The sequence below is a fragment of the Nocardioides abyssi genome (genome assembly GCF_030412915.1).
In the GTDB taxonomy this organism is placed as follows: Bacteria; Actinomycetota; Actinomycetes; order Propionibacteriales; family Nocardioidaceae; genus Nocardioides; species Nocardioides abyssi.
On record NZ_JAUHJR010000331.1, the window covers coordinates 1 to 208 of the forward strand.

A 208-nucleotide genomic window follows, 5' to 3' on the forward strand; every position below is an offset into this window, starting at 1 on the left:
CGTGCCCTCGCCGCCCTGCGGATCGGGTACGCCGCCCGCGCAGGACGCGAACGGCTCGGGCGCGGTCTGTCCGCCGCCGAGCTGCTCGACGAACAGGCCGAGGCGCGGGTCGGCGGCGCCGCCGAGCCGCAGCTGGCGACCCCAGACGGTGACGACGACGGGCGCGGGCAGGCCCGGGTAGGGCGAGAGGATGCCGTTGGCGGGCAGC

Annotated in this window: 1 protein-coding gene; it reads right to left on the bottom strand. The window is 78.8% G+C overall.

Going from position 1 to position 208, the window contains the following annotated elements; translation table 11 throughout:
• Positions 1 to 208: DUF3105 domain-containing protein (locus tag QWY29_RS20915; RefSeq protein ID WP_300963121.1), on the bottom strand; the 208-nt coding region annotated here is incomplete at both ends.